Below are 19,228 nucleotides of genomic sequence, written 5' to 3'. Positions count from 1 at the left end.
AAATACGTTCTCTAATATTTCCATTTTCTTCTATTTTTAAGGCTTTTTGAAGTATTGTTTTTTGCTGTCAGATAATTTTTTGCTGGCATATTTCCTATTATTGGGTTATTTATTAATTTTTATTATACCAATTTAAATGCCGAACAGCTTATAGTTCAGTCTGTAGTAAGGAAACCTTCAATACTTTAGGGCATATGCTATGGAAAAAACTCCGAAGATGGGGATATAGGAGGCATCCCAAGAAATCGAAATCCTGGGTAACCAAGAAATATTGGGGAACCATCGGGAAAGACAAATGGATGTTCATGACCGGGCAAGATAATTACTTGCCCAAACATGCCAAAATACCTATTGTTCGGCACAGAAAAGTCAAAGAAACCAGAAGTCCCTACGATGGCGATTTAATCTACTGGAGTACCAGAATGGGTAAACATCCCGAAACTACCATTCAGAAGGCAAAACTTTTGAAAAGGCAAAAAGGGAAGTGCTCCCACTGTGGTCTTACCTTTAGGGATAGAGACGAAATGGAAATGCATCACATCTTACCACGCGCTAATGGTGGAACTAACAAAGATGAAAATCTGGAATTACTACACCTTCATTGCCACGATGCCAAACACGGGACAAAAGTCAACGCCAAAGAGTTAGATGAAAACCCGTTTTAGAGGTACCAATGACAATGGTTCCGTTTGATGAGGAGCCGGATGAGGTGAAAGTCTCACGTCCGGTTTTGAAGACGAGTCAGTGGGGTGACTCACTGGCTTAGTTTAATAAGGGAAGACTTTTGAAAAGGCAACAAGGGTTTGAAGTTACCGTAAGATAGTGGAGCCTTTATAGTTGGTAGGTTATGCGTAAAAGGTTGAAGTCTTTTGTAGTAAGGCGACCCTATCTAAGGTTTCGTTTCCGGAAATGCGCTCACTGTGGTCTTACCTTCAGAGATGGAGATTTATTGGAAACACATCACATAATACCACGCGCTAAGGGTGGAAACGACCTAGACAAAAATCTAGAGCTGTTACACCTACATTGCCACGATACCAAGCATGGGACAACAATCGATACTACAGAGTTAGATGGAAACCCGTTCTAGAGGTACCAATGACAACGGTTCCTATAATGACGAGCCGTATGATGCGTGCATTGTCACGTACGGTTCTGAAGACGAGTCGGTGAGGCGACTCACCGGCTTAGTTTAATGTGACACTGGGCAAACTGGTTCTAAAAAAGTGTCTTAAAGTCCCGGCCACAACCTGAATTAAACAATGTGCGACCGGCGACACCGACCAAGAAATATTCTCGCAGTGGTTTTGCCTTGCTAACTGCAATCTCCGAGAAGGTGTCAGGCAAATTGAACCGCCCTAAATCACCAAAACAATCTGGGAAATGGAACGAGTAAAAACGACAGCAATACCGGGTCTGAAGGAAGGTCGTACCTTCGGTAAGTAAGGCATTACTTAATCCCCACTGTCGGGTAGGATGCAGGCGGAAACTGCCTGCGGGTATCCAGAATATACGAATCAATGGAGAGTATGGTTAGACACGTGAACAGACACAGTGAACTTTGGAAAGGACAAAAGTGGAAACAACTCCGCCGAAACCTATTCCGCCTACAGCGAAGAGTATATAAAGCGGTTCAAGCTGGTGACTTGAGGAAAGCTCGGTCTATACAGAAACTGATTCTGAAATCCCGCTCGGCTCAACTCCTGGCCATCCGTCAAGTGACACAGCTAAATCAGGGCAAAAAGACCGCAGGTATAGATGGCAAAACCGCCCTCAGATACCAAGAACGGTTAGAACTATTAGAAGAATTGAGGCAAAACGCCCTCGACTGGAAACACTCCGGTCTCCGTGAAATTCCAATCCCTAAAAAGAATGGAAAAGTAAGGATTCTAAAAGTACCAACCATTGCGGACAGAGCATGGCAAGTAAGCGCAAAATTCGCACTCGAACCAGCGCACGAAGCTACCTTTCACGCCCGGAGTTACGGGTTTAGGACTGGTAGAAGCGCCCACGATGCCCAAAAATACATATTCAATAACCTAAATTCCCGAAAAAACGGCATCCAGAAAAGAGTAATAGAACTAGACATCAAAAAGTGTTTTGACCGCATCTCCCACAAATCCATCATGGATAGATTGCTAGCCCCAGCTAGTCTGAAAATGGGGATATTCAGATGTCTATTAGCTGGCATCAATCCGGAATTCCTTGAACAAGGAACGCCCCAGGGAGGAGTAGTCAGCCCACAAAAGCGCCAACATCGCACTTGATGGAATAGAGGCCATTCACCCTAGCGTCCGATCTGCGGATGATCTGGTGATTTTCCTAAAGCCAAAAGACAACGCCGAAAAGGTATTGAATAAAATTAAAGCCTTTTTAGCGAAACGCGGGATGGAAATTAGTGAAGAAAAGACCAGGATAACCAAAACGACAGACGGATTTGACTTCCTGGGCTGGAACTTCCTCCTCCAGAAAAACGGAAAGTTTAGGAGCATTCCCTCAGAGGATAACTACGAAGCAATCCGGAAGAAGATTAAAGCCGTAGCCAACAGCTCGAATTATGGTGCTAAAGTCAAGGCAGAAAAATTAGCCCCTATTGTCAGGGGCTGGAGGAATTACCATCGGAATGGCAAGATGGACGGTTCTCGAAATAGTTTATGGTTTGCTAATAAATCAGCACACCGCAAATTTTTGAAGGAAAAGAAAATCGATAGAACAGAGGCCGAAAGGCTAATCAAGAAAGCATTCCCAAAGGTAGGATACTCCGAAAACAAGCATGTGTCGGTCAAAGGGACTAAGTCCCCTTATGACGGAGACTTAGTCTACTGGAGTCAGCGAAACAGCAAACTCTACGACAATGCTACAGCAGATGCCTTGAAGAAACAGAACCATTCTTGTGGACATTGCGGACTAAGGTTCATAGGTAACGAATCTGTACACCTCCATCACATAGATGGAAACCACGACAATTGGAAACCAAAGAACCTAATGGCCGTACATCGGAGTTGTGATCAACTCATCCATGGGGGCAGACCGAAAGGTCAGGATATCTAGGAGCCGTATGAGGGGAAACCTTCACGTACGGTTTTGAAGGAGAGGGTGCGATTCGTTAGCTAGAAACCTTTACCCTACAAGGGTTTTGGGGGATTAGCTGCTTGGTTCAATGAACCCTGACAACTTGATAACCATGGTGGTGAAAAACCATCCCGGAGACAAAACCTTAGAATAGTGCAGCCTTAGTACAAAACCTTACTCCTATGATGCCTAACCTGCTGACCATAAAGGCTGCACTATTCTTTCGGTAACTTCTGACCCTCATGAAATCCGAGTGACAGCCCTACCCTGATTCATAGGAACTAACAAACCTATGGGTTAATGCAAGGGTCGAATATTGGAACACCCTTAACCTGACCGGTGTCAACAATAGGCAAAGAACTCATGGGTACGAGAGAAAGGTACGTTTGAATCATCGTCACAGAGATGTAGCGAAAAAAGGTTTGACACGCTACGGAGAAAAACTCAACGGAATTAGGATTACAAAGTTCCTCCCCTTTGTAATGGATTTCCCAAACAGTTCCCGGTGAAAAGTACCACCCTAAAAGTTCAAAGAATGGTTATCAGGAACGAAATAACTCTCATATGTACTCTCAGTAAGGTCGATTACTGAGTAGGTAGTTAGCCGCATGTCATATGAGGGCAAGATTGAGTCAGAAGCCAAAGCCTAGGGTAATGCCCAGGATATGCTGACGGACTCACGTTATAGGAAAAGATGTAGTTGTAAGTAGCAATGAAAATGTCTAAAACTCGGGGATTCGCCCCACAGTCGGAATGGAAGAAAGTCAACTGGCGGAAGCTAGAAAAGAATGTCTTTAAGTTGCAAAAACGAATATATCAAGCCTCTCAACGTGGTGATGTCCGCGTGGTAAGAAAGTTGCAAAAGACTCTGATAAAGTCCTGGTCGGCCAAGATGATTGCGGTCAGACGGGTAACCCAGGAGAACAAAGGGAAGAAGACTGCTGGAGTAGATGGGGTCAAATCATTAACACCAAAACAACGGCTTACTTTAGTCTCCAACCTAAAAGTTTCTAAGAAAGCCCAACCAACCAGAAGGGTATGGATTCCTAAACCTGGACGGAAGGAAAAGCGACCATTGGGTATCCCAACCATGTATGACCGCGCTCTCCAGGCACTTGCCAAACAGGCATTAGAACCTGAATGGGAAGCAAAATTTGAACCCAACTCCTATGGGTTCAGACCAGGACGTTCATGTCATGATGCCATCGAAGCAATATTCAATAGCATCAAACAAAAGCCCAAATGGGTACTTGATGCTGACATAGCCAAATGCTTCGATAAAATCAATCACGATGCACTTCTAACTAAACTGAATACCTATCCATCCATGAGACGCTTAATAAAGTCCTGGCTAAAAGCCGGTGTGATGGATAGTGGGACATTCTCACCTACAGATGAGGGCACCCCTCAGGGTGGAGTTATCTCTCCACTAAAGCGCGAATATAGCCCTCCACGGAATGGAACAGGCCATATGGGATTACGCAAATTCTGTAAAAGGCAAGAAAACCCACTATAAAAAGGGACTAGCTCTAATCAGATATGCCGACGATTTTGTCATCCTACACCAAGACCAAAAAGTGATAGAAGAATGCCTTGAAGTCATCAATAATTGGCTACATGACATGGGTCTGGAATTAAAGCCTAGCAAAACCAAAATGACCTATACCTTTAACGGATTTGAATTCCTTGGATTTAATATCCGTCAGTACAAAGTAGGCAAAAACCACTCTAAACAAGGCTTTAAAACCATCATCAAACCATCTAAGGATGCAATTCTAGAACATTTCGAGCGGCTTTCAAAAGTCATCGACAGACATAAAGCCGCTCCTCAAGAGGCTTTAATCAAACACCTCAAACCTATTATACGCGGATGGTGCAACTACTACAGAGGAGTCTGTAGCAAAGAAACCTTCCAAGATTTAGGTTACATGCTCTGGAACAAACTCCAAAGATGGGGATATAGAAGACACCCAAAGAAAACCAAAACCTGGGTAAACAAGAAATATTGGGGAACCATCGGAGAGGATAATTGGATATTCATGGCAGATGAGGATAATTACCTCCCAAAACATGCCAAAACTGAAATAATAAGGCATAAAAAAATCCAAGATACCAGAAGTCCCTACGATGGAGACCTAATCTATTGGAGCACCAGAATGAGAGAACATCCTGAAATGCCAGCTCAATCGGGAAGGCTTTTGAGAAAGCAAAAAGGGAAATGCGCTCATTGTGGTCTTACCTTCAGACCTGGGGATTCAATGGAAATGCATCACATACTACCACGCGCACTGGGTGGAAATAACAAGGATGAAAATCTGGAATTACTACACCTAACCTGCCACGATGCCAAACACGGGAAAAAAGTCAACGCCTTAGAGTTAGATGAAAACCCGTTTTAGAGGTACCAGCGACAATGGTTCCTATGATGAGGAGCCGTACATCGGTGACAACTTAAGCCTGTATGCCAATTGTCAAGGGGGTTGACGAAAAAGGCTTGAAGAAAAACTCAGACTGACCCTTTTGTCGGTCAGGAAAAGGAGCAACAATAAGTTTGACCTTGGGTTTTCGCTGCTGTTTGACGATACCTAAATCCTGATTCTCTGGGGCAGCAAAATACTTAACTGGGTCAGAAGCTAATCCTTTGTCATGAGCAACATAAAAATGATAGAGACCTCGATAAATCATCTCTAAAGAGATGCGGTCAAAGGGTAAAGAAAGCTCCGAGGCTACAGCATCACCTAAATCCACTAAAACCGCATAAAAAAGCCACGTCCCCCAAATCTGTAACTTAACTCCATTAAGAGAACCAGTCCATAAATAACTTAACCCTAAAAGTCGTTTAACTGTATTAAAAGCCTCTTCAATCCGCCAACGCCGTCCATACAAATCAGCGACGACATAGGGAGGTAAAATCATCGGATCAAGCACACTCGTTAAATAAGAATGCCAAGTTTTGCCCGAGCGCACTTCTATTAAACGTAAAGTCACAAACGGAGTTTTTTTAGTCCCAGAACCCATCCGAATCAGACGGTCACGAAGACTATAACTATCACTGAAGACTTGCTTAACTTCAAGGGAAGCTCCCTTCTTTAAGCGGGTAATAAAATGAATCCCTCGGTCAATTAACTGCTGCCAAAAGTAAAAGTGATAAAAGCCTCGAGCTAGTAACAGCAAAGTTTTAGCCCTTACTAAATTCAACAGATTCGACTCCAATTTGGTGTCAGAAGCTCTGGGATTTTCCTCAAACCAAATCTCAACCGGAAGCCGTGTCTTTACATCCACCACTACTCCCATCTTTCCGGCTAACTGTCCTTGGGGTATGTCTGCCAAGCTTTTTAGCTTCCGAAACAAGGCTTCTAAAGTGGAATTATCGGCAATCCAAATTCTCTCAAACTTGGATAGAGTAAACTGAACACTTTCTGGCAGAGGACGGCCCTTTCTTGAGTCCCAAACCTTTCTTAATTCTGGCAGCAACTCCTTAAAAACTCTCTCAAATAATTGAGCCGGAAAGGTCAAAAATCTCTGAGAAATTGCTTGTTGACTCACCTGAGTGGGTGAACACCACAAAAAGCCTTCTCTTGTTAAGATTCGGTTAAGTTCTCTGACCCCAGCTACATCTCGCCACAGTAAAGTTAACACGGCAGCTACCATCAAGGGCAGGTTAAGAATCCGGTCTCTTAATCCCAGTTTACGATAGTATCCCTCTTGGGCTGTGATGGCTGGTTTCACCAACGATTCTAGCTTAGCAGCTATTGCTGAGTCCTCTACTAGAGGACGTTGGGTCTTTTTGGCATGGTCTCGGTGGGTTTTTCTGTGGCCGCTCATCAGGATTCACCATGGCTCAATTACTTGTCTGTTCTGAGTTTCACACGACTTGAACCCTCAGGCAATCGCCCCTCTTGACAAAAGGCTTCTTCTCTTAACTTGTCACCAATGGGAGCCGTATGATGCGAAAGTGTCACGTACGGTTTTGAAGACGAGTCAGTGGGGTGACTCACTGACTTAGTTTAATTGCCCTAGGATAATACCTAGGCATCGACTCTACCAAAGAACCTTGGTATATCTTAACTAATTTGGTGGATTTAGACCTAGCTATTCGAGCTTATCAAAAGGTGCGACCCGTGGCGAATTTAATTCGCCTACGGAAAGCGCACCTAAAGCGTTTTGATATTGAAGAGATGTTTCGAGATTTTAAAGCAGGTGGCTATAATCTTGAAGGCTCCAAACTGAAACATCAGCAGCTTAATAAACTACTTATTGTCGTTGCTATTGCTTATACTAGTGCCCTTGTCCACGGTCAAAACATTAAGAGTCTTGGCATTCAAAAATATGTAGCACGACCGGAAACTTCCTCAACTTCACAACGTAGACATAGCTCTTTTTATATTGGTCAACATCTTCATCATTGGCTCCGCCTACAGCAATTGTGCCAACAAACTTTGTCTGAACTTTTGCAAATTAATCGTCGTTGGATTCTCCATTACAATCAGGGCAAACGTGCTATTGAGCTTGCCCTGTCTAGTTTTCAATCCCCTTTGTCGCCCTGCTAGCTGTTTACTCCGTCCCTACCTAAACAATCACCCTCGATTTCGTCGTTACTTCGTCTATCCAAGTAACCTTGTAACAGTCGTCTCAATAGTTCGTATCCATTTTCGAGTAGTAACGTCTCTAATTCCCCATGCTCGCGCACCGCACACTGTTTCTGAACCGAGCCAATCAACTATTTGTTCAAATAGCTCTCGCGCTCCTGAAAAAAATCTGTCTTCATTTGAGGTAGATGGTTGCATATGTCTGACTTAATCCTGGCAAAGACTGCTGTGAAGCGCCTGTCCTGTCCTTCGGTTTTTTGTCTCAAAACACTGCTACAGGACAGCTTGGGGTAAAAAACTATTCCCCATTCTATCGTCTTTCTATAAGAGCCGCACCCAAAAAGATAGGTCAAAAGTAATAGCCCTGACCTATCTAAACAAAATGATAGCTAAACTATACCAAAAAATTATCCCAAATCAGCTGCATCACACAGCATATCTATTACTAGACTTGATGGTAATTAGTTTACAATTACTCAAAGAGGTTAAGTTAGAAGTCTTAGCAGAATCGCTGCCGTTACCTATTTTATTAGAGAGCCGTCGTCGGAAAATAAGGCGATTTTTGATACTTAAAAACTTTACTATTGAAACTATCTGGTTTCCCTGTGTTACCGCTCTTTTAGAGGAGATGTTTAATCCTAAGGATAGGATTTATCTGGTCATTGATAGAACGAGTTGGAGTCTGATTAATATCTTGATGGTGAGTGTTGTCTATGATCATCGAGCCCTTGAAGTTACCGTAAGACAGGGTCGCCTTAATAAGCGACAGTCTGTAAGTTATAAGTTTAAGTTATATGAAATAAGGCGACCCTGTCTAAGGTTTCGTCCCTGGCCAATTTACTGGACATTATTAGATAAAAAGCGATGCAGCGCGGTCTTGGGGGTTTCCCCCGGAGACGAAACCTTAGACAGGCTCGCCTTTATGGTTGTTAGGCTATGCAGAAAAGGGTTAAAACTTGAGGCGCGACCCCGTAATTTAATTCGCCATAGGAAAGCGCGCCTCCATTGATTAAGGCGAGCCTGTCTTACGGTAACTTCAAACCATGAGCGACTGCATCAAGACAAGGAAATAGTAATTTGTCCGAACAAAAAGCAGTATTGAGCAAAAGTATGGAGTTACTATCAGCCTATGATGTCGTGGTGCTGGGAGACCGATAATTTTGCTCTACCAAACTAGGTCACTGGCTAGCTGAACGCAAGGTATACTTTTGTTTACGACAAAAATGTGACACCAAAGTTTTGCCAGAAAGCGATGCAGCGCGGTCTTGGGGAGGCAGCGCGGTCTTGGGGGTCTCCCCCATGAGCGACTGCCGTGGTTTCCCCCATGAGCGACTGCATCAAGACAATGAGGTTTATCAAGAGTTGCGGGACTATGGTTTAAAGCCGGGAATGAAATTGTTTCTCAATGACCTTCAAGTAACGAAAAAAAACGGATTTGGAACGTTTAATATAGCTTGTAAATGGAAACGAAATTACCGAGGAGTGAAGACAAAAGAACCGTGGTATATCCTGACTAACTTTGAGGATTTAAATACCGCTATTGTGTCTTACAAAAAGCGATTTGCGATTGAAGAAGCGATGCAGCGCGGTCTTGGGGAGGCAGCGCGGTCTTGGGGGTCTCCCCCCGGAGACGAAACCTTAGACAGGCTCGCCTTTATGGTTGTTAGGCTATGCAGAAAAGGGTTAAAACTTGAGGCGCGACCCCGTAATTTAATTCGCCATAGGAAAGCGCGCCTCCATTGATTAAGGCGAGCCTGTCTTACGGTAACTTCAAACCATGAGCGACTGCCGTGGTTTCCCCGGAGACGAAACCTTAGAGAGTGGAGCCTTTATAGTCGGCAGGTTATGGGTAAAAGGTAACGGCGCTTTTGTAATAAGGCTCCACTCTCTTACGGTAACTTCAAACCATGAGCGACTGCATCAAGACAATGTTTCGAGATTTTAAATCAGGTGGTTACAGTCTAGAAGGCTCGAAGCTGGGAGCAGAATCTCTAAGCAAGTTAATTATTTTGATAGCAATTGCCTATACTAGTGCAATCCTTCAAGGACGAGAAATCAAGAAAATGGGAATACAGAAATATGTTGTACGACCAGAAACCAAATCGCAATATCGCCGACATAGTGCTTTTTATGTTGGTCAACATCAGTATCATTGGCTGTACCTAGGGCAAATACCCGAAAAAATTGTAGAGGAACTTTTGCAAATTAACCGCCGTTGGGTCAAGCATTATAAAAAAGGTAAGCGGGCTAGGGAACAAGCCCTGTCTATGTTACAAGCTTCGTTGTCCCCCTGCTAGCTTTTCGCACAGACAAGATTAAATTGTCGAAGCTTCTTAACATCAGTTTCGTTAGGCTTCTGACCTTATTCCACTGACCGTTCTGCGTGGCACGATATATCCGTTTCCTCAGATTCTTAACATTCTTAACCACTGATTTCCAGTCAATCTGTGACCAGTCCTTAAGTTGTCCAGAGTCTCCGATAACCACAGTGGTTTCCATCTTTCAATCTCCGTTTTAGTTTCAAGGAAATCGTTCATATCGTTTGAGACCTCTCAGAAGTGGGCTACCATTTTCAGGTGGTGTGATGTTGGGATGGACCCTCAACCCTTATTCCTTGCATTACACAGGGACGTTCGCTTTCTCTGACTTCCTTTACCCCCTAGACGGTTAGGCTTTGATTACTCTCGGCTTACTTTCAAGTTTCGACCTCAAGAAAGAGTCTATTGGGCTTACCGTGTTTCGCTTTTGATGACCTTCGAGAAGGTTAGGGTTCGACTCATACTCCGATAGCTTTTTGGACTTCTTTGTTAGACAGCGAAACTTCTAACAACCAGCTATGTACCATTAAGGTTCACGGTGTGTCAGCCTGATTTCACCTTTCCGTATATCACGGAGCTAGATTAGTCGTTCACTTATCGTTAACCCTTCCTTTTCTTCCTCTTGCCATTACCACTGATTTAGGCTATCAGTTTGTTGGCTTTTGTGGTCTGCACTCCAACGGTTTCATTGCTTACTTTCGTCGTGACCAGACTCTTTCGAGCCCTTTACATGAGGACTGGGGAGAAGTACCCCAGAGAGAGTCGGCTCTCTATTCATCAAATGCGACTTTGCACGTCGGTCGGGTAAGGTTTGTAGATTACTCTACTCCCCTCCCCTAAGAACCGGACTTGACAGTTACCCATCATCCGGCTCAAGCCTTACTTCAAGCCTTCTGCTTGGTTTTCTTTTTCCCATGAAGAAGCTTGTGACAAGCTTTATGAAGATGTACAAGGTTGTCAGCCAGGTTAGAACCACCTTCTTTTATGGGAATTATGTGATGGGTTTCGATTTCTTCGTCATTGCGTAACCAGTCATTACAGATTGGACATTTATACCCATTTATCCTAGCTACTTGGTCATACTTGCTATTTTTTTCCCAGAGGGTTTTGTTAGCTTTTAGACTTCTTTTTAGCCAGTATTCTTTGAGAATCGGGTCATCGGGTGAGTTGCTCCCTTCTATTTTGACGTGTCTCACAATGGGTGTTCCTGCGACATCATATATTCGCAATTCTGAGTTTCTTCTTTTGGATGTGGACTCACTTGAGAATACCCAGTCTCTTGTGGACACACTCCACGGAGTTTTCTTGTATATCACCTTGAAGTATTTGTCCTTGACCCATCTTAATTTACGCTTTTTGTGTCTACGCCTTGCCCAATCCCACAGATATTTCCATACCCTGTTACCTACGTAACTGAGTATTTTCTTTGATGTGCAATGTCTGTAGTAGTTAGCCCAACCTCTGAGAATCGGATTCAGTTTATTGATTAATTGTTCTTGGCTTTTTCCGTTAAATGCTTTGACAGTTTTCCCAATTTCTTGGCAGAATGAGAGAACTTTATTTTTGGCGGGTTTGGTCAGAAGTGTTTCATTCTTTCCTTTCCCGAACATTCTTACGTTAAAACCCAGAAAGTCGAACCCTTGGGATATGTGGACTATCCTTGTTTTATCATCGCTTATTTCTAAGCCTCTTTCTGATAACCATGCTTTGAGCTGGATGAGAACTTTTTCCAGTTCTTCTTTTGTTTCTGCCGTGACCACAAAGTCATCGGCATATCGAATATATCCGAGTTTGTATACTTTTCTTCTCTCTCCTTTCTTGTTAGATCTTCCTCTTATTCCACCCCAGTTGTTGAGCTTTTCTTCCAATCATTCCAATCCGATGTTGGCGCTTTTTTGGACTGATGACTCCCCCTTGGGGTGTTCCTTTATTGGTTTCGTGATATATTCCTTTACTTATATATCCAGCTTTCAACTATCCTGCTACTATTTCCCTGCCTGGAGCAGAGTCTATTTGTTTCATGATAGTTTCATGGGCTAGGTTATCGAAAAAGCCTTTTATATCCGCGTCTAGAACCCATCTATCCTTTCCTCTGGAATTTAGTCTGTTTACCACTTGCTCTATGGCATCATGGCAACTTCTACCTGGTCTGAACCCATAAGAATTAGGTTCAAATATGGCTTCCCATTCGGGTTCTAGGAGATTCTTTACTATTGCCTGCATGACTCTATCCTTTAAGGTTGGGATGCCTAGAGGACGTTTCTTGCTATTTGACTTAGGAATGTATACCCTGCGTGCTGGTGACGCTTTGGGTATCTTCCACTCATTGACAAGTTTCACTCGTTGGCTAGGTGTTGTTGCCACCTCCTTATCGACACCTGCTGTTCGCTTTCCGGTATTTATCTGAGTGATTTGTCTGACAGATAGTAGTAAGTTGGCGTAGCTTTTCAGCATCAGTTTCTGTAACCTTCTCAGTTGCTTCCACTGACCAAGCTTTTTGGCACGAAAGATTCTTCGACGCAGGTTTCTAACAATCTTACGGGCTTTCTTCCAGTTGACCTGGCTCCAGTCTGTAAGTTGTGCCGTCTGTCCATTTACCGGGCTATTACCCCGTATCAAACTTTTCATCAGGTTCGATTCCTTATCTTTCGTTTATCTTTCGTATAAGACCCAAGGGAAGTCTGCTATTACTTTCGTTCAGGGGCAAAGTTTGAACCCCTATCCTCCGTATTACCAGAGGCGTTTGCTTTTTCCCTCATCCTCTACCCCCCAGAGAGTTCCGTCCTTGTTGCCTCAGACCTACCTTAGATATCGACCTTCTAAGGACTCTGTGGGGCTTACCCTGTTGTGTCAAGTAAATTTATTTCTCCTTCGGATGATGCCTCTTCCACGGATGGGAGTTTTGTTTACACGGCTTATAGAGAAACTAGCTATAGGCCCAGGGCAAACGCATCTAATCGCTAGAAACTAGCTCGAAAAAGCGTTTGAATGACTCGAAAATTTTAGCTGACCTGAAAATTTTGACGGGAACAGATAAAACTGGTATAATATTTGTATCGCTTATACAAAGGGTAAGTATTGTTTTAGATAATTAATATATATTGACAGCATAATATCAAGCTAGACCTTTTAGTCTAAACCGATGGCAAATTGCCAAACTCCATTTAGTGAGTTAATTGACTTATTAACTAAAGCTTAAACACCTAAAACTTTGAGGAGATAATCGTTATCCCATCCAGCTTTTTTTCGTTTAGTTTTAATTCCCGTTGTTTCTGTACTTTCTTGTTTTAATAAATTCAGAGCTATTTGTCTAATAATGGCTAAGTTTTCGGGAGCGTTATCTTTTCTGATTCGAGAATCATCTTCTGAAAATTGAACATCAAGCACCCAATGTAGTTGATTTTCTATACCCCAATGTCCCCGAATAGCCTTGGCTAATAGTTCAGCATTATTGGTCAGACTACTAACATAGTATCTTCTTTCAAAAGATGTTGTTCCATCTTTTTCTTGTCGGAAATAATCTACCAGACCAATTGAGTTAAGTTTTAACCAATCTCCAGATGGGTCAACCTCTTCTTTAATATTACTGAGCATTTGATAATATCTTCGCTCTTCACGACCGTGACCAATTTTCGACTGCACAAAATTAGTTTTAATACCTTTTAATTTCTGATTAGATGATGAACTATTAAATAAATTTTCTACTCTTTCATAGAGAGAGCATTGATTTTTTTTCAAGGTAATTACATAGTCAGCGTCTTGTGCTACGATTTGTAAGACAATTTCTTTTTGACATCCCATCGCATCAATAGTGACGATGCATCCTTTCAGAGCCAAAACTTTTAGAAGTTTTGGAATAGCCGTAATCTCATTAGATTTTTCATCCACTTTTACTTGTCCTAAAACTAGTTGATTAGCTGTCGCCCAAGCACTGACCATATGAATAGCTGGTTTGTGAGAACTTTTCTGATAAGAATGACGCAGTGTTTTTCCATCAATAGCTACTATTTCACCAGAAGTGAGCTGACTAATAGATTGAATCCATTTGAGAAAGCATGACTGTAATTGTTCCGGGTTTAGTTTCGCAAAAACTCGAGCAAATGTATCATGAGAAGGAATTCCATTGGGCAGTTCTAAAAACTTTTTGAGCCATTGATATTTGGTTTTTCCGTAAAGTTCTATGTCTACCCAGGTGTCTGCACCACTAATGACTGCACAGATAGTAATCGTAATAATATCTATTAATTTATGTAGTTTAGTTCGATCTACTCGCGGGTCTTTTAAGTCACTGAAATGCTCAAAAATAGTGGTTTTAGGTCTCCGATTCATGGCTGAGGATTTCACGAAACTACCTGGGATTTTTAGTCTTCCATCATTTTGACATAATTTCAACTCTAATTTTTTTTGGAAAGCTCGTAACTTTTATTAAGTTTATTGACTTATTCTTACGAAGAATTGATTTGGGTATCACTACTTATTTAGACAGCATATCCCCTGTTAAATTTTCAGTACATAATCTTGGTCATTGGTCAACAAAAAATTAGATGCGTTTGCCCTGGCTATAGGCCCTACCCACTTGGCTTTTGCCTTCAGCGTGTCAGGTCTTTACGCTGGTCATGAGATTACGCGGTTTATTAGCATTTCATTTTTTCATTCATCCATATCGGAGAAGCCCTCTAGCTCCTAACCGGGTTTGACCTTACCTAGCTTCGGCTACATTCGTGACTCTGCATATTTCCCTTTCGTTACCAAAAGGTATTGAGTCCAACCTAAAAGGTTGTTTTACGTGAGGGTAGGTGGTGTAAATTACCCTGGGGAGTCGGCTCCCCGCTTTACTTGACCAGTTCAGGTCGCGCCGCTTCCCCTCATACGGCTCCTCATCAAACGGAACCATTGTCATTGGTACCTCTCTAGGACGGGTTCTTGTCTAACTCTTTCAAGTTGATTTTGTTCCGTGCTTTTTGTCGTGACAGTGGAGGTGTAATAACTCTAGATTTTTGTCTAGGTCTTTTCCTCCTAGTGCGCGTGGTATAATGTGGTGTTTTTCCAACAAATCTCCGTCCCTGAAGGTAAGACCACAATGAGCACATTTCCGGAAACGAAACCTTAGATAGGGTCGCCTTACTACAAAAGACTTCAACCTTTTACGCATAACCTACCAACTATAAAGGCTCCACTATCTTACGGTAACTTCAAACCCTTTTTGCCGTTTCAAAAGTTTTCCAATTGAACTGGTCATCTCGGGGTGTTTTTGCATTCTGGTACTCCAGTAAATTAAGTCACCATCATAGCAGGGTAAGCGCAAGAAAATTTATAGGTTCGATATGCTAGAGTTTAAGGGAATGGAGGCTTCTAAAACCTTAAGCATATACCTTGTATCCATGCTGGCTCGTTTAGCTTTTTGACGAGTACTACGTTTATAACTCGTTTCTCGATTGAGTAGATTGATGCTAAGCGCGCTTGAGTAAAGCCATATTCTGTGGAGCATGCCCTGTACGAATCCGGCTGCTATCCTCCCCAAAAGTCACATCTAATACCCAATGCAGTTGGTTTTCAATGGACCAGTGTTGTCGGATAGCTTTGCCCAACTTCTGAGCATTGGGCGGCAAAGAAGTAAGGTAGAACATGACCTCACGGGTAGTCTTATTCCACAAATGACGGGTGCGAATAATCATCACGATAGTCTTTAATCCAGACCACTGGGACTGTTTGTACAAATCGAAGTCTATCTGTTCGAGAGAAACCGCCCAAACAGCCGCGCTTTTCAGTACGATGGTGCCGGGGATTCTACCCTGACATCATAGCTATACTCGATGCCCTCAAAGCTATGATCAACAGCAGTCTCAAACCATTGCAATACAAGCTCGAATAAAGTGGGATGATTCCCTTTGAGAGCCAAAATATAATCAGCACCTTTGGCACGAATACTATGGGCGTTTCTGTAGCTGAGTACCCATAGCATCGATAGTAATGATGCACCCACAGATGTCCAATAATTCTAGTAAAGCTGGGATGGCTGTAATTTCATTAGTTTTATCTTCAACTTTAACTTGCCCAAGAAACAACCTATGCTCACTCGCCCAAGCACTCACCATATGCAATGCAGATTTTGACTGGTTGCGGTCATAGGAACTCTTGAGTTGTTTGCCATCAATGGGGATAACCTGTGCTCCGGGCATCTGTCACCAAACTACTCAACCAACTATTGAAACGTCGCCTCAATGCACTCGGAGATATCTGCTCAAACACTCGTCGGTATGTATCTGCTGAGGGCATCCCATTTGGCAATGGTAAAAAGCTCGACAACCAATGCTGGTGGCTGATCCCATAGGTTTCGATATCTTCCCACCCTGTCGCGCCCCCGATGGTAGCTAACAGTGCAATCATCACAATGCTCACAAATGGATGGAGCACTCCTTGTTTACCTCGCGGATCACTGAGGTGATCAAAATGCTCGAGCATTTGCGGCTGTTGCTGTTCACAATTTAGGGCAGGCTGTACTGGCAAGGATTGGCCACTGGTTGCGGTTGAGTTAGTGGGTTGATCGAAGCCTTTAACCATTTGATATTTTTATTATCACATTGTTTCCCTTAGCATATTATGAGTTCGTTTTTCTTGCGCTTACCCTGGTATGCCATCCAGCTTGGTCAACAACTAAAACAATGTGTTTATCATCACCATTATTAAATTCAGCAGCAAATTCTGCCAAAACCCGATTAAATAGCTCAGTATTGACATAAGGCAGAATCCACGCCTTAGTTTCGACCGTACACGGGTGTGCAAAAGCATACAACCATAACCACTCAAATCTCCAATTGACATGGGCAATTGGCCAGTCACCTTCTGGTACATAAATGCGTCGAACCACAGGTTTGAGTCCCAGGCGATGTTCATCCTCACACCATAATTGCACATCTGCATTCGGGTAAGTGCTTTTGATTTGCTCAAGGTCGGCGGCTAGTTTTTTTTCCAGGCTTGTTGCTCATGCATAGTCGCTTTTAGTATGAGCAGGTCTCGGAACCCTCAACCTAAAAGTCATTTGTCGTAGTATCTGCCATCCTCTTTGTCTGCTGATGGACTTGCCCGTCACAGATGTTAGCCAGTCTGCCACTTTCCGACCATTCCACAATCCCCCATCTGGAGCTTGTTCTTGCAAAACTTGCCATAACTGTGCAAGTTCTAGATCTCCTATTAATGGCTTGGCTCCTTGATTTTGTTTTCTGCGTTCCCGTAGCGTGGCTTTTGGCCAATCGCCTAATCCTTCAGCACCCAATTGGTTGTATCTTTTGATTAATGCATAAATCCCGATTCTACTGTAGCCAGTTATTTGGACTACTTCCTCTGTTTTTTTTCCTTGAGCGAGTAACCAGATCACCTGATACTGCCGACTTTCTATGGCACTTTTGGCCTGGCGGTAACCCTGTTGGAGTTCCTCAATGCAAAGAGTGTTCGGTGATGGTAATTCGTCTTGGCATTACAAAGATGCTGCACTCTCCACTTTTATTATAAGTGATTAGACGGACATGATATTATTGGGAAAACCTTGGCCTTTCGGCCACGCTTTCGGCAAAGCCGACGCTGCGCGAACGCGAACAACATTCAACCTGCCAACATTCAACTGATCAAACCTGTCAACATTCAACCTGCCAACATTCAACTGATCAAACCTGTCAACCTTCAACGGATCAGACCTGTCAACCTTCAACCTGTCAACCTTCAACCTGTCAACATTTAACTGATCAGACCCGCTAATTTTAAACTTTTCATTGTTAGGAACCACGCGCAAAGTGACACTGCCTTCTTGAGCTCACGGGGTGACAACCCCGTGAAAACCCAACCAGATTGAGATTTTCAGGAATTGATGGTAGAAAAAGATCGGTCTTGAACTTGTGAGCCAGACCGATCAAAAAATGATATTACCTGAACTATATCTTACTCATCTATCAAAATACTTCAGTGAGGCTCAATTAATCACTTTAGAAATCTTGGTGTGGCTACTGCAAATCCATAAACAGATTAAAATTGAAAGGTTAGCCGCTCATTTTCCCTTACCAATTAAGTCCGAAAGTCGCCGTCGTCATCTTCAAAGGTTTTTAAAGTTACAGTTTTTGTCAGTATCTCTGATTTGGTTACCAATTATTAAAACAATAATCTCTAATAAATATCAAAAAAAAGAGAGGTTATATAAGCGTGTTGGATAGAACTCAATGGCAAGATAAAAACTTGTTTATGGTGGGGGTAATTATTGGAAAACGGGCACTGCCAATTTCCTGGCATTGTCTTGATGCAATAGCGAGTGGGGGAAACCACGGCAGTCGCTCATGGGGGAGACCCCCAAGACCGCGCTGCCTCCCCAAGACCGCGCTGCATCGCTTTCTCAACAAAAGAGGTGCCAGTAATTGTGATGAGCAAAAAGCAATACTAAGACCAGTATTAAAGTTATTGAAAGATTACGAACTCGTGATCTTGGGAGACATTCGGTGCGTCTTGCATTTCGAGGAAACCTCGAAATTACGCACCGAGAATTTCACAGCGTCATCCTAGCTAAATGGCTGAGGCAAAAGAAAGTGTACTTTGTCCTTAGACAAAAAAAGGACACAAATGTGAAAATAAATGGGCAAGACTATCAATCTTTAAGTGCTTTCAAAAAATCTCCAGGACAACGACGATTTTTGACGAGCATAAAAGTCACCAAAGAATGGGAATATTCTCAAGTTTACATGGGAATTTATTGGAAGAGAAAATATCGAGGTATGGGAGAAGCTGAGCCTTGGTACCTTTTAACTAACTTACCCAGTTTAGAGTCAGCAATCAAAAGTTATAAAAAACGGGTAGGTATTGAAGCCATGTTCCGTGATTGTCAAACAGGTGGTTACAATTTAGAGGGATCTAAAGCGAAGATTGAACGTTTAAACAGTCTAGTTTTGTTGAACGCAATTTCCTACACTATTGCCACGTTCAAAGGATATGATCTTAAAATAAAATGTCACCAAAAGTATATTGGTCGCTGTCGAAAATTTAAGCAAAGTTTTACAAAAAATAGTAATTTTTGGATAGGTTTATATGGGACGAGTTGGATAGTTTATCATGAGTTTATGAAAGAGTGTGTGGATAAATTAATAGGGTGTGGCTCTTTTGGAAAGACGTTTGGTCAGGTTTAGAGAGGTATCGGAAGAGTAGGAGGAGCAGTAATAGAGCAACGAGCTTGAATTAGTCGTTTCATCAAAGGAAGGCCATCTTTGTACAAAG

14 protein-coding genes and 9 pseudogenes are annotated in these 19,228 nt (G+C 42.7%); 13 read left to right on the top strand and 10 right to left on the bottom strand.

The features are described 5' to 3' along the window. Positions 1-161 precede the first annotated feature (161 nt). The 5 genes and pseudogenes from F6K64_RS36155 to ltrA all read left to right on the top strand — a co-directional run. Positions 162-263: pseudogene (locus tag F6K64_RS36155) on the top strand (group II intron maturase-specific domain-containing protein); the annotation flags it as partial. 36 nt (positions 264-299) lie between these two features. Continuing rightward, entirely contained in the window at positions 300-665 is a 366-nt protein-coding gene (locus F6K64_RS36150) for an HNH endonuclease (protein ID WP_353815578.1), read from the top strand. A 242-nt stretch (positions 666-907) separates the two neighbouring features. Continuing rightward, a pseudogene (locus tag F6K64_RS36145) lies at positions 908-1,090 on the top strand (HNH endonuclease); the annotation flags it as partial. A gap of 439 nt (positions 1,091-1,529) precedes the next feature. Continuing rightward, a pseudogene (locus tag F6K64_RS39275) lies at positions 1,530-3,051 on the top strand (reverse transcriptase domain-containing protein). 739 nt (positions 3,052-3,790) lie between these two features. Further along, a pseudogene (gene ltrA / locus F6K64_RS36135) lies at positions 3,791-5,471 on the top strand (group II intron reverse transcriptase/maturase). Between the two features lie 52 nt (positions 5,472-5,523). Here the strand turns inward: ltrA and F6K64_RS36130 are convergent. Next, entirely contained in the window at positions 5,524-6,897 is a 1,374-nt protein-coding gene (locus F6K64_RS36130; protein WP_008190980.1) for an IS4 family transposase, read from the bottom strand. Positions 6,898-7,193: 296 nt separating this feature from the next. On the opposite strand from F6K64_RS36130, the gene F6K64_RS36125 reads away from it, so the two are divergent. After that, positions 7,194-7,622, top strand: a complete 429-nt coding sequence (locus F6K64_RS36125) for a hypothetical protein (RefSeq protein ID WP_131827095.1) — start codon at positions 7,194-7,196, stop codon at positions 7,620-7,622. Between the two features lie 11 nt (positions 7,623-7,633). On the opposite strand, the pseudogene F6K64_RS36120 reads toward F6K64_RS36125, so the two are convergent. Beyond that, positions 7,634-7,859: pseudogene (locus F6K64_RS36120) on the bottom strand (ISKra4 family transposase); the annotation flags it as partial. A gap of 184 nt (positions 7,860-8,043) precedes the next feature. Between F6K64_RS36120 and F6K64_RS36115 the strand changes: the two are divergent. The 3 genes from F6K64_RS36115 to F6K64_RS36105 all read left to right on the top strand — a co-directional run bounded on the left by F6K64_RS36115 (position 8,044) and on the right by F6K64_RS36105 (position 9,958). Continuing rightward, complete coding sequence (locus F6K64_RS36115; RefSeq protein ID WP_008190985.1) at positions 8,044-8,670, top strand: hypothetical protein; 627 nt, start codon at positions 8,044-8,046, stop codon at positions 8,668-8,670. 230 nt (positions 8,671-8,900) lie between these two features. Beyond that, the gene (locus F6K64_RS36110) at positions 8,901-9,404 is read left to right on the top strand and encodes a hypothetical protein (RefSeq protein WP_154659984.1); all 504 of its coding nucleotides are present in this window, start codon (positions 8,901-8,903) and stop codon (positions 9,402-9,404) included. A gap of 164 nt (positions 9,405-9,568) precedes the next feature. Further along, on the top strand, positions 9,569-9,958 hold the full coding sequence (locus F6K64_RS36105; RefSeq protein ID WP_131827096.1) for a hypothetical protein: 390 nt from the start codon (positions 9,569-9,571) through the stop codon (positions 9,956-9,958). Here the strand turns inward: F6K64_RS36105 and F6K64_RS36100 are convergent. The 8 genes and pseudogenes from F6K64_RS36100 to F6K64_RS36070 form a co-directional block, all read right to left on the bottom strand. Beyond that, the gene (locus F6K64_RS36100; RefSeq protein ID WP_071986980.1) at positions 9,927-10,160 is read right to left on the bottom strand and encodes a reverse transcriptase N-terminal domain-containing protein; all 234 of its coding nucleotides are present in this window, start codon (positions 10,158-10,160) and stop codon (positions 9,927-9,929) included. The two genes, F6K64_RS36105 and F6K64_RS36100, sit on opposite strands and share 32 nt — an antisense overlap. A gap of 703 nt (positions 10,161-10,863) precedes the next feature. Continuing rightward, positions 10,864-11,847: a group II intron maturase-specific domain-containing protein gene (locus tag F6K64_RS36095; protein WP_008190990.1), complete on the bottom strand. Its 984-nt coding sequence runs from the start codon at positions 11,845-11,847 to the stop codon at positions 10,864-10,866. Positions 11,848-11,953: 106 nt separating this feature from the next. Next, positions 11,954-12,607 (bottom strand): reverse transcriptase N-terminal domain-containing protein, encoded by a 654-nt coding sequence (locus F6K64_RS36090; RefSeq protein WP_008190992.1) that lies wholly within the window; start codon positions 12,605-12,607, stop codon positions 11,954-11,956. Positions 12,608-13,174: 567 nt separating this feature from the next. Further along, positions 13,175-14,308 (bottom strand): ISAs1 family transposase, encoded by a 1,134-nt coding sequence (locus F6K64_RS36085; protein ID WP_008190995.1) that lies wholly within the window; start codon positions 14,306-14,308, stop codon positions 13,175-13,177. A gap of 619 nt (positions 14,309-14,927) precedes the next feature. Continuing rightward, positions 14,928-15,071 (bottom strand): annotated as a pseudogene (locus F6K64_RS38645) (HNH endonuclease); the annotation flags it as partial. A 105-nt stretch (positions 15,072-15,176) separates the two neighbouring features. Next, positions 15,177-15,269 (bottom strand): annotated as a pseudogene (locus F6K64_RS39270) (HNH endonuclease); the annotation flags it as partial. A gap of 21 nt (positions 15,270-15,290) precedes the next feature. Then, positions 15,291-16,540, bottom strand: a pseudogene (locus tag F6K64_RS39265) (ISAs1 family transposase). 70 nt (positions 16,541-16,610) lie between these two features. Next, a pseudogene (locus F6K64_RS36070) lies at positions 16,611-17,454 on the bottom strand (IS630 family transposase); the annotation flags it as partial. 68 nt (positions 17,455-17,522) lie between these two features. Here F6K64_RS36070 and F6K64_RS36065 point away from each other — a divergent pair. The 4 genes from F6K64_RS36065 to F6K64_RS36050 all read left to right on the top strand — a co-directional run bounded on the left by F6K64_RS36065 (position 17,523) and on the right by F6K64_RS36050 (position 19,140). Continuing rightward, entirely contained in the window at positions 17,523-17,714 is a 192-nt protein-coding gene (locus tag F6K64_RS36065; protein ID WP_131827098.1) for a hypothetical protein, read from the top strand. Between the two features lie 154 nt (positions 17,715-17,868). Further along, positions 17,869-18,180, top strand: a complete 312-nt coding sequence (locus F6K64_RS36060) for a hypothetical protein (RefSeq protein ID WP_008191007.1) — start codon at positions 17,869-17,871, stop codon at positions 18,178-18,180. Beyond that, positions 18,170-18,523: a hypothetical protein gene (locus F6K64_RS36055; RefSeq protein ID WP_008191009.1), complete on the top strand. Its 354-nt coding sequence runs from the start codon at positions 18,170-18,172 to the stop codon at positions 18,521-18,523. The genes F6K64_RS36060 and F6K64_RS36055 overlap by 11 nt, the downstream gene beginning before the upstream one ends. Then, positions 18,460-19,140, top strand: coding sequence for a transposase (locus F6K64_RS36050; RefSeq protein ID WP_044495573.1), 681 nt, complete (start codon positions 18,460-18,462; stop codon positions 19,138-19,140). Before F6K64_RS36055 ends, F6K64_RS36050 begins: the two co-directional genes overlap by 64 nt. The last annotated feature ends 88 nt before the right edge of the window (positions 19,141-19,228 follow it).

It is taken from the genome of Moorena sp. SIO3A2 (assembly GCF_010672265.1).
Classification (GTDB): domain Bacteria; phylum Cyanobacteriota; class Cyanobacteriia; order Cyanobacteriales; family Coleofasciculaceae; genus Moorena; species Moorena producens.
Note: the sequence above shows the minus strand (reverse complement) of the source record. Positions and strands in the feature narration are given on the sequence as shown.